The 12,084-nt window shown below is 58.1% G+C and carries 10 protein-coding genes; all 10 read right to left on the reverse strand.

The features are described 5' to 3' along the window. The 10 genes from asnB to A4A58_RS26340 all read right to left on the reverse strand — a co-directional run bounded on the left by asnB (position 1) and on the right by A4A58_RS26340 (position 12,010). Entirely contained in the window at positions 1-1,986 is a 1,986-nt protein-coding gene (gene asnB / locus A4A58_RS26295) for an asparagine synthase (glutamine-hydrolyzing) (protein ID WP_068737776.1), read from the reverse strand. 3 nt (positions 1,987-1,989) lie between these two features. Next, entirely contained in the window at positions 1,990-3,243 is a 1,254-nt protein-coding gene (locus A4A58_RS26300; RefSeq protein ID WP_068737778.1) for an O-antigen ligase family protein, read from the reverse strand. After that, positions 3,240-4,460 carry a glycosyltransferase gene (locus A4A58_RS26305; RefSeq protein WP_068737780.1) on the reverse strand — a complete coding sequence of 407 codons (1,221 nt, stop codon included), beginning with the start codon at positions 4,458-4,460 and terminating at the stop codon, positions 3,240-3,242. The genes A4A58_RS26300 and A4A58_RS26305 overlap by 4 nt, the downstream gene beginning before the upstream one ends. A 370-nt stretch (positions 4,461-4,830) precedes the next feature. Continuing rightward, positions 4,831-5,610 carry a helix-turn-helix transcriptional regulator gene (locus A4A58_RS26310; RefSeq protein WP_139069951.1) on the reverse strand — a complete coding sequence of 260 codons (780 nt, stop codon included), beginning with the start codon at positions 5,608-5,610 and terminating at the stop codon, positions 4,831-4,833. Between the two features lie 203 nt (positions 5,611-5,813). Further along, positions 5,814-7,088 (reverse strand): polysaccharide biosynthesis/export family protein, encoded by a 1,275-nt coding sequence (locus A4A58_RS26315; protein ID WP_068737784.1) that lies wholly within the window; start codon positions 7,086-7,088, stop codon positions 5,814-5,816. Continuing rightward, entirely contained in the window at positions 7,066-8,235 is a 1,170-nt protein-coding gene (locus A4A58_RS26320; protein ID WP_349509592.1) for a hypothetical protein, read from the reverse strand. Before A4A58_RS26320 ends, A4A58_RS26315 begins: the two co-directional genes overlap by 23 nt. A gap of 119 nt (positions 8,236-8,354) precedes the next feature. Continuing rightward, entirely contained in the window at positions 8,355-9,362 is a 1,008-nt protein-coding gene (locus A4A58_RS26325; protein ID WP_068737786.1) for an SDR family NAD(P)-dependent oxidoreductase, read from the reverse strand. A 5-nt stretch (positions 9,363-9,367) separates the two neighbouring features. After that, the gene (locus A4A58_RS26330) at positions 9,368-10,024 is read right to left on the reverse strand and encodes a sugar transferase (protein ID WP_244499880.1); all 657 of its coding nucleotides are present in this window, start codon (positions 10,022-10,024) and stop codon (positions 9,368-9,370) included. A gap of 50 nt (positions 10,025-10,074) precedes the next feature. Beyond that, complete coding sequence (locus A4A58_RS26335; protein WP_068737787.1) at positions 10,075-11,211, reverse strand: DegT/DnrJ/EryC1/StrS family aminotransferase; 1,137 nt, start codon at positions 11,209-11,211, stop codon at positions 10,075-10,077. Positions 11,212-11,287: 76 nt separating this feature from the next. After that, entirely contained in the window at positions 11,288-12,010 is a 723-nt protein-coding gene (locus tag A4A58_RS26340; RefSeq protein WP_068737788.1) for a sugar phosphate nucleotidyltransferase, read from the reverse strand. Between the last annotated feature and the right edge of the window lie 74 nt (positions 12,011-12,084).

Consider the following 12,084-nt stretch of genomic DNA (forward strand, 5'->3'; position numbering starts at 1 on the left):
CTACTGTGCGGGCTCGAGGGTATCTATCGATCGGGACGTACTCTGTTCAACCACCGTTCCCAGCCATGATTGCAACATCAGGACGGCCCATAGCATTCGCGAGTGATCGCGATTGCCACTCAGATGATCCTGCCAGCAGCTCTGGACTCGTTGTACATCCAGCAAATTCTGGTGGTTAAGGCGTGATTCGGAGAGCAGGTCTGCAGCCCATGAGCGCAAGGGGCCTTTCAACCAGGCGCCAACAGGCACGTCGAATCCCTGCTTGGGTCTATCTATCAAGTGGCGTGGCAAGTAACGGCTGAGAACCTGCCGCAAGATCCACTTGCCCTGTCCATCGCGCACCTTGGCCGTGTTCGGCAGCCGCCATGAGAATTCCACGACGCGATGGTCGAGAATTGGACAGCGCGCTTCCAGGCCTGTCGCCATGCTGGCCCGATCGAGCTTCACTAGAATGTCGCCGGGGAGATAACCGATCATGTCCCGCACAATGAAGTCGGATAGAAGATCGTTCAGCGGCGGCACCTTAGCCGAATCGGTGACCTGCTCCGGGGTTAATTGCAGCTCAGAAAGCCGCATGACTTTCCGGTACATGTCGCCGGCGTCATTGCCTGCAAACAGTTGCGCAAGGCGGTTAATCCGGTCGCTTCCGATCATCCGTCGCAGGCGGCCTGGAAGAGGCAGGGCGTCGGCGATGTCCTCCCGCAAACCGCGGGCGAGCAATGACACACCCATTGCCGCCGTTCGCCGAAGTGCTCGATTGGAGTTAAGGAGGGGAGCCAGACGGGCGGTCAAAAGATGCCTGGAATATCCAGCAAAACATTCGTCTCCGCCGTCACCGGAAAGGACAACAGTTACATCCCGGCGGGCGAGGCGAGATAGCAGCAGTGTCGGAATCTGCGATTCGTCGGCGAACGGCTCGTCCCAAATACGGGGCAGTTCGGGAATGACATCCATGGCCTCCGAAGGAGTGAGACGTAGCTCCGTGTGGTCCGTGCCGAGGTGACGAGCCACGGCCGCGGCACTGGCCGCTTCGTCGAAGGCGGGCTCACCGAAACCGATAGTGAACGTGCGGACCGGCCGGGTGGATTGGGATTGCATCAGGGCGACGACAGTTGAACTGTCGATGCCACCGGACAGGAACAGCCCGATTGGCACGTCGGCAACCATGCGCTTACTGACGGCGTCGCGAAGCAGGCCATCAAGATGCGACACGAGCTCGCCATCGTCCGCGGAAACGGGGTTTTTTCGGCCGTGCTTTGCGATGTCGGCCAGCGACCACCAAGTGCGCGCCTTTGCCCGAAGCGCTGCAGCATCCCGAGATGCCAGAAGTTCATCGGCGCCGAAAGATAGAATGTTGCCGGGCGGAAGTTTGAAGACATCTTTCCATATACAATGTTCATCCGGTAGCCAGCCGCGGGCGAGAAACTCAGCGACCCCGCACGGATTGATCTCCGGATGGAAATCGGGGAACGCATTGATCGCCTTTAATTCTGAAGCAAAGACAGCGGCGTTTCGCGTTCTGGCGACGTACAGGGGCTTCTTTCCCATTCGATCGCGGGCCAGATGGAGAGTGCGGGTCTGACGATCCCAGAGGCCGATTGCGAACATGCCGTTGCAGCGCGCCAGGGCTGCCTCAAATCCCCGTCTCTCAATCATCGCGAGCAAGACCTCGGTATCGCTGCTGCCGATGAAGTTCTGGCCGAGGCGTTGAAGCTCCTGTCGCAACGACGGATAATTGTAGATCTCACCATTGAATGTGATGACGAATCGGCCGCTCTCGGAAAGCATCGGTTGTCGCCCCGCGTCAGTGAGGTCGACGATGGAGAGCCGGCGATGCCCGAATGCAATCCCGGCGTCACGATCGCACCACGAACCGTGGGCATCGGGTCCGCGATGGTGCAAACGATTCGTCATTCGGCCGATCGCATCCAGATCGGCGGATCCGGAAGCTTGTGGCATCTGAAGAATTCCGGCGATTCCACACATGATCTAGCTTCCGATACGCGTGTGCGGCGACGGGGTGGGCGCCGATCCGAGGATCAGGCTGAGAGCAAACGCGAACCACACGATGGGATGACGCAAGATGAAATGGCTGATGCTGAAAATGGCCAGCGCAACGAACAATGCTGCCAGGGCATCGAGCTTTGCGCGGAACATGAGCATGAACGTGCCTGCGAAGAGGCCGCAAACGGCGATCACGCCGAGCAGCCCACCTTGCGTAAACATGTCAAGCAGTGTGCTGTGGGCTTCGAAAGGAGTTGGAAGCAACTTGTTGTTGGCAACGTTCGGCTTCTCAAGATGTGGGCCTGGCCCCAGCCCCAGCGATCCGGTTTCCAGCCCTCGATGGAGCGCATCTTCCCAGAGTTGCAGTCGCAGGGACGCGGTGCGCTTCGTTGCCTCGCCGCCACGGTCCTTGGCCAAACTGATTGCCAGACCTTCAAACTCATCGGCGGTCGCAACGGCATACGGTGCTAATGCGAGCGCCAGAGGGACGGCGGCGGCGATGACCAGAACCGCGACCACCGACCGGAAATTTAGCCTGTGCTGTGGCGAGGTCAGCCAACTGCGCAAACGCAGCACAGAAAAGATCGCGGTGGCAATCACCATCGCAACAAGAAATGTATCGCTTTTGGTCAGGCGCCCGACGGCGAAGGTTAGCAGGCAACTGAATGATCCCGCTATGCGGCCAAACCCTTTAGCCGATAGGGCAAGGCTGAGAGACAGCGGCGTCAAAACGGCGCAATAGAGAGCGATCTGATTGGGATTCTCCGCCCAGCCTCGAAATCGATCCCAGTACCATGGATCGACCGACGGCAGGCTGATGATGGACCAGCCCGCAGCGATCTGAAGGACCAGTGCGATGTTCCAGAAAGCGATCAGGAACCATTGGGTTTGGCGTAGGGCAACGTTGGCTTCCATCGTTGCGACGATGAGGCAGGTCAAAGTTGCCACTAACAAATACGCGAAGGTGTCATGCAACATCGAAGGAAGGTCCAGCTCCTGGCTCAGATAGGCCACGCATGTCCCCACGCTCAGGGCGAGTGCAAGACAGGCCCAAAAAGCACCGATTCGGAGCAAAGCTGTCGCGTTGTAAAACTGGCCAGTAACGACGACCCGCAATGAGACGAAGGCAAGCCACAGGACGAGACAGACTTCGCCAACACCCAGCGGAATTCCGGGCAGGCGCAGCTGTGAAGCTGTCGTAAGTACGATGCCAAAAGAGAGAAGCGCATTGGCGATCATGGTGATTTCCCGCCGTGCTGGCTAACCCTTCGATCTTCATGGATGTCGCGAGATAAAACAGCCGGATCTTCGCTTCGCCTCCCGGTGAGAATCAGCTTCCTGTAAAGATCGGCGTAGCGGTCAGCCACGACGTTCAGGTCGAATTCACGGCGCACGAGTGCGATCGAGCGCTGTCCCATGCTCTTTGCGCGGGCAGGATCCTGGAGAAGATCGAGAATGGCTGCAGCGAGCGCACGCGGGTCCCGGGGCGGCACCAGATGGCCATTGCAGTTCTCCACCACAACATCGCCGCAGCCTGGCATACGCGTGGCGACAATAGGCACACCCGCCAATCCTGCTTCCAGCAGAACACGGGGAATTCCTTCGCGATACTCCGTCGGGAAGGCAAAGACATTCGCGATTCCGAGAAGCGCAGGAACGTCGGATCGCGCACCGAGAGCGATTACGTGTGGCGCATATCGATCAATCAAAGCCTGATCCACGGCAAAAGGACCTTCGCTCTCCCTTGGACCGACAAGCAAGAAACGAACGCCAGGTCGCGCTTCGCGGACAATCGCCGCCGCATCCAGAAGCGTGGGTATGCCCTTTTGTACGGTCAGTCGGCTCACAGTCATGACGACTTCGTCGTCACCGAGTCCGAGTTCTGTACGAAGTTGTGCGGTGGACGGCGCCTGAGCCCGCGCTGTGTCGAAAGCGTCGATATCGATTCCCGAACTTCCGATCAGTACAGCGGGGCTGTTGCCAAGCAGACGATAGCGGCGGAAAAAGTCGCCATCCTCCTTGTTTTGAAATACCGTTGCCGAGGTCCAGCAGGCAGCCAACCGCTGCAGCGCCAGGTAGGCTGGCCTGAATGCAAGAGCTTTCAGCTGCGCCGAGGAGAATACCCAACCCATTCCGTTGATGGTGCGCACAATGGGGATTGCGCCTCTCACCGCAAGAGGGGCAAGCAGATTTGGTTTGGTATCGAACGTTTGAACAACGTCCGGTCGAATGCCACGCACAAGCTGAGAGAGTTGGCCGACAGCTAGGCGGTCAGCAACCCGTGCGCCGAATCTATTGAAGTCATAGCGATGATACTCGATGCCGCTATTTGAGAACGGGAGTGCAGCGCCAGTACCGGCAGCGCTCACCCGAAAGCCACGACTGCGCAAAGCTGCCAGAAATGGGATCCGCAGGGCATGATCCTCGCCTCCCACACAAAGCACATGCAACGTCATGCTAATCCTTTCGGTCGCAATCGGAATGCAGCTCAGTCGATCCGGAGAATCGGCTACAGATGAATTTCGATGTCCTCGCGTATGAGCGGACGATGTGAGCTTACGAGGCGATCACAAAGTGTCTTCATTCGTTCGAATGACGGCTGCGTCGGAAATATTCGGCGATCCTGAAGAATTGAGACATCGACACCACGAGGATTACTCCGAAGCGCGTTTGGCATGATGTACGCAAGCTGAAGCGTCGCGTCGTCAGATCCGGACTCAGTTCAAACGTCGGAGCAAAGCGGGCCGCTCGGCGAGCCGTTTCACTTGCCGCTGTGTTTATGCCCGAATGAACAAGGAGGCTCGCCTGGGTTGCCTATCGTCAGACTCAATTACCGGGAGAAGGCAGGACGGCGACACGCCCGAGTAATGCAACCAGCTCCGCCTGCCGCCGTGTCTGTGTCTTGACGAACAGGGAGGCCAGATGTGAGCGGATCGTCGTCCGGCTCAGCCGTCGGGCGCGAGCAATATCAAGTAAGTTATGGCCGCGCGCCAATTCGACTGCAAGCTGGGTTTCCGCGGCTGTGAAGCCGAACAAACACCGGAGCGCCTGGGGCGTCGGCTCTGGATGAGCGTCGAGATCGAGCAGAATGATGGTGCTGGTTTCATCCGTCCAAACATTGACCATCTGGCTTACAAGGCTGGTGACGCCCTCCTTGAAGGAAGTCGCGAGCCATGATGTCGAGCCAACAGGAATTTGGGCCCCCGCGCGGTTCACCAGCTGCTTGACGGCGCCGTAGAGTGTTTCAGGGCTGGTGGTGAGGTTGCCTTCGCGTTCCAATATCGCACGTCCGATTGCGCTCACGTCAAGCACGCAGCCACGTTTGAGTAGAACTTGCCCGCAGCCAATACGCGCCAGAACTGCGTGTAGGACGTCACGCTGTTCGCCAAGGTCGGGCTTCTTGCCTGGATCAGCGTCTGGCCGGATAGCGGGAGCGCGATTCGAAATGTTGAAGATGGATTCCCTGCAGGGATGAAGCGATGCAATTGCGCCGGGCAATGTGGCACTCTGGTTCAAATTCAACATTTCGTCATTCCCTTCGCCTACTACTTCGATCGAATGACAAGGCTTGATCGGAGGCAAAGCATTCCAATTTCGACGAGCCATGTAAATGTTCAAATTGGGGTAACCCGACTGCACATTTGGCTGAGGCGGTCTACTGTTCGTGGGGCCTCTAGTGGTCTGAATGACATGGAGGAAATGTCGGCTGGAAAAGCGATGCGCGCCTCAGCGCGCAGTTTTGTGCAGGCATCCGGCCAGAGGTCGTTAACGCGGTATCCTTTGTGGGTACCCCCGCTTGTGCCAATGGCTCAATTGGATGCGCTGGCTACTCCCGAAGGGCGCAGCGAAACTTCGACCACATCTCCCGGCTCTACATCGAAATCAACTGATGCAACGATCCTGTTCCACTGCTGGCCGACCTTTCGCGCGATCGTTACCTCTGCTCGGAGATCGCTGGTTCCGACAGGTAGTGCTCCCACACCACCGACAGGCTGCAATTTTTGACTCAACGCCTGCAATTTAACCCGTAAGTCCGCCATGCGAACGGTTGAATCCTTCAACTCGCGCAACAGATTGATGGTTCGCTGATTGGCGACCCGCTCGATCTGGCGCAAGAACTCGTCGCGCTGACGTTGCAGCCGCATGACTTCGACCGTCGTCTGAAGACGCCTTGTCGACGACAACAGAAGAGCGCGTCGGCTTTCCGTAACACGGGGGCTTGGCAATGATCCTGCGCCAAACAACTTGGCTACCCGATCCAGCTCATCCTCATCGGCCTGAACACCCTTTTCCTCACCGTCCTGCTGCTTCCTGAGGGTTACGAGCTGGGCATCCGATTGTCTGACTGCATCCTCCAGAAAGCTTCGTTCCTTGCGATAGTCGATTTGCGCGGTCTTTAGCGACGCCGCCTCGGATTGCATGATCGACTCGATGACGGAGGCCGGCAAAGATACTTCGCTGGGTATCTTCTGATCGAAGCTATCATTTCCCTGGAGTTCCGCATTGGTGCGGATCACGTGGATATACTCTTTGATGTACTCGGTCGACAAGGATTGGTAATCGCGCAACAGATCCGCCGGATCGATGGCACCGATCTGACCGCGAGAACGCAACAGGCTAAAGCCACCGGCGACCGCAACGGCTTGGCGTACAGTCATGGACGCGCGATACACCAACTGTCCGGGCGTGAGAACATCGCCAGTGACGTAGATCGGTCGATATTCCACGACGCTCGTGATCACGTCCCCAGGCTTGATGACGAGCGCCTGCTCGCGCCCATCCGGTGAGCGCTGACGCAGAATCCTGGACTGCAGCAGCGTCTCCATGCGGGTCTGAAGTTCCGACGGGGTCAGACCAGCAACCGGCACCGTACCGACCCCGGGAAGAGCAATGGTGCCGTCAATCTGGATCTGAGCTCTATTGCGCTGTTCAGGCGCTCCACCGACCGATACCTCGACAGTATCGCCGGGCGCGAGGCTGTATTGAGCTCCAAGGCAACCGTCGCTGCCTGCCAAGACAATGATCCCTGCCCAGACGCTAATGGGGACATAGCTGAAAGTCTTACTGCGCCTGTTGCCCTTCATGACGATCTCCTTGCGCTAAGTCGTTTCCGCTGTCTCGATCAGCCCAGTCGATGCGGGAAACAAAATCAAACACCGGCCCGCCTCGTTGCCCCCAGTTGCTCGACCAGATGACTTGCGATCCATCAGGAGAAGGTGAGCCGTGCGTTTCGCTCCAATAGTCATACGGAGCATTGCGCGTATGCGCGATACGTCGAAATTCGCCACTGCCATCGATTTTAAGTGCAATAACTTCCTGAGCGAACGGGGCCACTTTCTTACCGCCGGCGGGAGCGAGCGCGGCGCCGGCATAACTCATGAAGACCCAGCCGGGACGGCGTATCGCTCGCATCGATGCATGCTGAGCTTCTCCATAGGGAGCGAGCGCCGTGACCTGTCCGTCCTGGAGTCTCCGTTTGATGACCTGATACTTGTCGGGCGCCGACTTGCTGATACCTACATAAACTTCATAGCCATCGTTATCGACGGTCATGTCGCCGTGGCCGGGCCGGTGATGCTCGGTCCAGCTCTGCAGGAGATCGCCCTCAATGCTGAAGACAAATGCTTGATCTGTGAAGTCAATGAGAGATTGCTGGCAGAATATGTACTTGCCCAGCGGCGAAATTCCGCAATAACTGTTTTTGCCGGGAATTCGCGCCAGCTCAATGTCGGGAAATTTCCGGCGATCCGAAAGATCCATCGCAAATGCGACAAGCGTGCCCTGCTGGCTGATGGCGCGCACCACGATACGGTTGCCGTCCCATGAGGGATTGCCCTTGTAGGGGCCGAATTGAAGCTCGCGATATGCTTCAGTCTCAAGAATTACATCTTCGGCGTTGCTTCGCGGCGCCCATAGCGAAATGCGACGCCCGGCGACACAAATCATGAGCTCTGGATCTTGTGGATGCCATTCGCATTCACCCCCGCGCTGTCGCCGGAACAGTGGGGCATAGGCGTGCCCATCAAGAAAGCACAGGCCATTGCAGCCGTTGACAATCAAAAGCAGGCTCTGGTCGGCGTTCCACGCCTGCGCGCTCGAATAGCGATGGGTGCAATAGGAACGCTTGCAAACCATGCCGTTTCCCATCGGACTTTCAGGCGTGGTCACACGTACAAAGGTCGTCCCGAGGGACGCGTCGGCGGCTGGCGCGAGATAGCCAGGCAAATCCATGGCGGGCGCCGGGAGGAATTGGGCGTTTGCGAGCGATTCCGTTGAGGCGGGTCTCGAGGATGCGAGCAAGACAAGGGCGCCACAGCACAGGAGAGCTCGGGCGTAACCCAGCGGGGCCATCATGTGATGAAATCCCTCTGCCGCCGGACTTGCTTTCCCGAAAGGCGATGACGCCACCAGTCAACTGTCCGTTCCAGCCCTTCCCGCAGCGTGACCTGCGGTGACCATCCCGTTGCATGGACGAAGCGGGTGCAATCAGCGAGCAACGCTCGCACTTCCGAATTTGTCGGTCGCAGACGCTTTTCATCCTGAAGCACAGGCTTGTCGCTGGAAGTAAGGTCGACGATGACGTCAATCAGGTCGCGGATCATGATCGCCCGCTGACTACCTGCGTTATATGGTTGGCCGTATTCGATGCCCTCGGCCAGCCCGGCAGCCATGAACGCGGCTGCCGTATCTGCAACGAATGTAAGGTCGCGCACGGTCGTTGCGTCCCCGATCATGATCGCGGGGCAAGAGGGATCGAGCGCTTGCCGTATAATGGCGGCGATGATCGCCCTTTCGCTCTGTCGTGGCCCAAACGTATTGAATGGTCTGAGGACGACGACCGGTACGCCGAACGACTTCGCAAAGGCCCCTGCCATCATGTCCGCGGCTATTTTAGAAGCTGAATACGGCGATTGTCCCTGCAGCGGATGAGTTTCATCGATCGGCATTGTTATGGCCGTGCCATAGACCTCGCTGGTCGACGTGTGAATGACCCGCTCGGTGCCGTACTGCCGCGCGGCTTCGAGCACATTCAAGGTGCCGAGCACGTTCGTTTCGACGTAGGATTGCGCAGCGACGTAGGAATAGGGGATCGCGATCAGTGCCGCGAGATGAAAGACGATTTCGTGGCCGGGTACGAGGCGACCAACGAAAGCCGCATCGCGGATGTCGCCGCGAACGAGATTGACTTTCTTTCGAGTCGAATCCGGCAGATCGTCCAGCCAACCATGGCTATCGAAGGAATTGTACTGGGCAAGAGCGGTAACGTTGGCTCCTGCCGAAACAAGCGCTTCAGTCAGGTGCGAACCAATGAAACCGTCGGCTCCCGTGACGAGAATTCTGGCACCAAGGTAATTCATGGCCGTCAATGTCCGGTTTGTTGTTCAGAGTCTTTCGGTTGATTCTTCGGCGTGCATTCGGTCCACGATCCCACCGCGATTGCCCAGGCCGCACGAACAATCCAGCCGAGATCAGAAGCCAGTGTTCGGCGCGGGAAATAGGCGAGATCGATTTTCGCCTTGGTCGGGAACAGAACTTGTCGATAGAAATCCACAGCCGCAACGTCAGCGGGATACAGCTTGCTTTCATGTCGAAACATGACCTGGCACGGACCAACAAGACCGGGCTTGTGGTCGAGAAGCTTCTCGAACCCACCGTGAAAGCAATCGAAGAATGCGAGCGATTCAGGCCGCGGTCCCACGAGCGCCATGTCGCCGCGCAAAACGTTCCATAGTTGCGGTAACTCGTCCAGCTTGCTCGCGGCAAGGATGCGGCCAATCCTAGTCAGGCGGCCGTCTCCCTCCATTGTGAGCGGACATCCATGCCGGTCGCAATCCGGCCTGAACTTGCGAAATTTGTACATGCGGAATGGTCGTCCATTTTGCCCGAGACGAAGTTGCGAGAACAAAATCGGCCTTCCTCCTTCGATCCAGATAGCAAGTGCTACGATCAGGAAGAGAGGAGCGAGAGCGACTGTCGCAGCACCGGCAAACAGAATATCAAGGGCGCGCCGCAAGCCCACCTGCGTAACAGGAGTTGACGCCAGGAGCTGGTTCGCTGTCCCGCGCATGGCTACGCGATTGCCCCTAATGGAAACTCCGTGCCAAGTGCGGCCGCAAGGGAATTCACTACCTGTTCCACGTCAGCCGGGTTCATCCGGGGGTGCAGCGGCAGCGTGAGCTCCCGTTGGGCAAATTCCTCGGTGCGCGGCAAGAATGTATCGGGATAGAGTTCTCTGTAGAATGTCAGGTGGTGGACGGCGGGATAGTGAATGGTAGTCTGTATGCCACGCTTGCGTAGCCGATCGATCACGGGCTGCCGATCGGTTGCCGTCGGCAGGACGACTGGCATCAGATGATGCGCCGATGGCCATGGATTCGCGAAGGGTATCATCACCGCTGGGCAATGCTCCGCCATCAACTGACGATAGCACAGTGACAGGCGTCGCCTGGTGTCATTCCATTCCGGAAGTTTCTTGAGTTGGGCAAGGCCAACGGCAGCGCGCAAATCGTCCATACGATAGTTGAATCCGAGGATCGTGACATCGTAATCGGGACGACGACTGGTGAGGCGCTGTCGCGTACTGCTTGTCATGCCATGAGACCGTGCTCGCCTGATGGTTTCCCTCAAAGCGCGACTGCGGGCGATAATGGCGCCCCCCTCGGCGGTCGTCATGTTCTTGTTGCCGTAGAAGCTGAATGCTGCCGCCTCGCCAAAGGTCCCCACTGCGGGCAGTCCGGGCGCATGAGCTGCATCCTCGATCAGGAGCAGGCCCTTGCGACGAGCGAAGGACTGCCAGGTGTCGCGATGTGCGAGGTAGCCGGCGAAATGGACGAGAATAATTGCTTTGGTTCTCGATGTGCATTTGGCTTCAGCATCATCCAGCGACATCAACGGAATTTCGGCTGAATCGATATCGACGAAGACGGGGCGCGCTCCCACATAGAGAACGCTATTGGCCGTGGCGACGAAGGTCAGCGATGGAACGAGAACTTCGTCGCCCGGTCCAATGCCAAGCGCGTGCAGGATGAGGTGAAGGGCTGCCGTGCACGAGCCGACGGCGATCGAATCCTCGGCCTCATGAAGATGGGCGAACGCTTGTTCGAACTCCCGGACCCGGTCTCCCATCGTGACCCAGCCGCTCTCGATGACAGAGGCTAGGGCTGTTTGCTCGTCCGGACCCAGGACTGGCTCTGATACCAATAGCATGTGTTCATCTCCAATCCCGGATTCAGCGATACGTTTGAGATTGCACGAGCAGCAGCCGTGACATGCAGCGTCTTCGTCAGGCCGCGACGGTTGCCACGAATGCCGGGGGCGATTGCTCGTCCCATGCAATGTCCTGAGCCTTGAGGAAGTCGTCCACCCGCCCGATATCGAGCCACATGCCGTAGTGCTTGAATACGTTCACGGGTATTTCCTCTTCGAGCATCTGGGCCATCAGATCATCGAAGCCGAATGGAACACCTGACGGAATGCGATCCAGTACTGAGGGATCCATGCAATAGATGCCCATGCTCACGAGATGCGACAGTTCAGGCTTCTCGCGGAATCCGGTGACGCAACCGCCCGTCTCGTCGATCACGCCAAAGTCCATCTTGGTAGGACGTGTGGCGGTGGCGATGGTGAGGGGACCTTGGTGTCGTCGATGACAGCTCACGAACTGACTGAGGTTCAGGTCCGTGAGCACATCGCCGTTGAGGACCAGAAACGGCGTGTCGAGTTGTTCTCGCAGAAGTGACAGCGGGCCGATCGTTCCAAGCGGCTCCACTTCCTGCGTGTAAACGATCTGCATGTTCCACTGATTGCCGTCGCCGCAAACGCTGCGAATAAGGTGGCCCAGATATCCAGTCGTGATGAAGACTTCTCTGATCCCGTTTCGTCTAAGCCATTTGAGCAGGAGTTCGAGTACGGGCCGCGATCCGATCGGCATAAGCGGTTTCGGCAAGATGGATGTATGCGGACGCAAGCGCATTCCCTTTCCGCCGCATTGGATGACAGCCTTCATATTATCCTCCTCTGTTGCTCGAGCGCGCAATCGCTCATCATATCAACGCGACGGCCCGACCTAGCGCTGATGGC

Origin of the sequence: Tardiphaga robiniae, from assembly GCF_001618955.1 — a bacterium.
GTDB classification, from domain to species: domain Bacteria; phylum Pseudomonadota; class Alphaproteobacteria; order Rhizobiales; family Xanthobacteraceae; genus Tardiphaga; species Tardiphaga robiniae_A.

Bases quoted from the DNA above. Each gene is read 5' to 3' on its own strand.
- asnB (WP_068737776.1), bottom strand. From the start codon at position 1,986: ATGTGTGGAATCGCCGGAATTCTTCAGATGCCACAAGCTTCCGGATCC.
- A4A58_RS26300 (WP_068737778.1), bottom strand. From the start codon at position 3,243: ATGATCGCCAATGCGCTTCTCTCTTTTGGCATCGTACTTACGACAGCT.
- A4A58_RS26305 (WP_068737780.1), bottom strand. From the start codon at position 4,460: ATGACGTTGCATGTGCTTTGTGTGGGAGGCGAGGATCATGCCCTGCGG.
- A4A58_RS26310 (WP_139069951.1), bottom strand. From the start codon at position 5,610: ATGGCTCGTCGAAATTGGAATGCTTTGCCTCCGATCAAGCCTTGTCAT.
- A4A58_RS26315 (WP_068737784.1), bottom strand. From the start codon at position 7,088: ATGAAGGGCAACAGGCGCAGTAAGACTTTCAGCTATGTCCCCATTAGC.
- A4A58_RS26320 (WP_349509592.1), bottom strand. From the start codon at position 8,235: ATGGATTTGCCTGGCTATCTCGCGCCAGCCGCCGACGCGTCCCTCGGG.
- A4A58_RS26325 (WP_068737786.1), bottom strand. From the start codon at position 9,362: ATGAATTACCTTGGTGCCAGAATTCTCGTCACGGGAGCCGACGGTTTC.
- A4A58_RS26335 (WP_068737787.1), bottom strand. From the start codon at position 11,211: ATGCTATTGGTATCAGAGCCAGTCCTGGGTCCGGACGAGCAAACAGCC.
- A4A58_RS26340 (WP_068737788.1), bottom strand. From the start codon at position 12,010: ATGAAGGCTGTCATCCAATGCGGCGGAAAGGGAATGCGCTTGCGTCCG.